Below are 800 nucleotides of genomic sequence, written 5' to 3'. Positions count from 1 at the left end.
TTTGATCGTTCCCTTCCCCACGTTAACGTCGGCACTATCGGCCACGTTGACCACGGTAAGACCACTCTGACCGCAGCTCTGACTCGCGTCTGCTCCGAAGTTTTCGGTTCGGCAGTCGTTGAGTTCGACAAGATCGACTCGGCTCCGGAAGAAAAAGCGCGCGGTATCACCATCAACACCGCTCACGTCGAGTACAACTCGAACATTCGTCACTACGCTCACGTTGACTGCCCAGGTCACGCTGACTACGTGAAGAACATGATCACCGGTGCTGCCCAGATGGACGGCGCGATCCTGGTTTGCTCGGCCGCCGATGGTCCGATGCCACAAACCCGTGAGCACATCCTGCTGTCTCGTCAGGTAGGCGTTCCGTACATCGTGGTCTTCCTGAACAAGGCTGACCTGGTAGACGACGCTGAGCTGCTGGAACTGGTCGAGATGGAAGTTCGCGACCTGCTGTCCACCTACGACTTCCCAGGCGACGACACTCCGATCATCATCGGTTCCGCTCGTATGGCCCTGGAAGGCAAAGACGACAACGAAATGGGTACTACCGCTGTCAAGAAGCTGGTAGAAACTCTGGATGCCTACATCCCTGAGCCAGTTCGTGCCGTTGATCAGCCGTTCCTGATGCCGATCGAAGACGTATTCTCGATCTCGGGTCGTGGTACCGTTGTTACCGGTCGTATCGAGCGTGGTATCGTTCGCGTTCAAGACCCACTGGAAATCGTTGGTCTGCGTGACACCACCACCACCACCTGCACCGGTGTTGAGATGTTCCGCAAGCTGCTGGACGAAGG

General features: G+C 56.9%; 1 protein-coding gene. It reads left to right on the top strand.

The genetic code is table 11. The features are described from left to right. A partial coding sequence (locus APH36_RS30355; protein ID WP_155489611.1) for an elongation factor Tu occupies positions 1-800 on the top strand: 800 nt, incomplete at both ends.

Source organism: Pseudomonas sp. NBRC 111133, from assembly GCF_001320605.1.
Classification (GTDB): Bacteria; Pseudomonadota; Gammaproteobacteria; order Pseudomonadales; family Pseudomonadaceae; genus Aquipseudomonas; species Aquipseudomonas monteilii.
The sequence above is the reverse complement of the archived record's forward strand: the minus strand, read 5'-3'. Positions and strand labels throughout refer to the sequence as shown.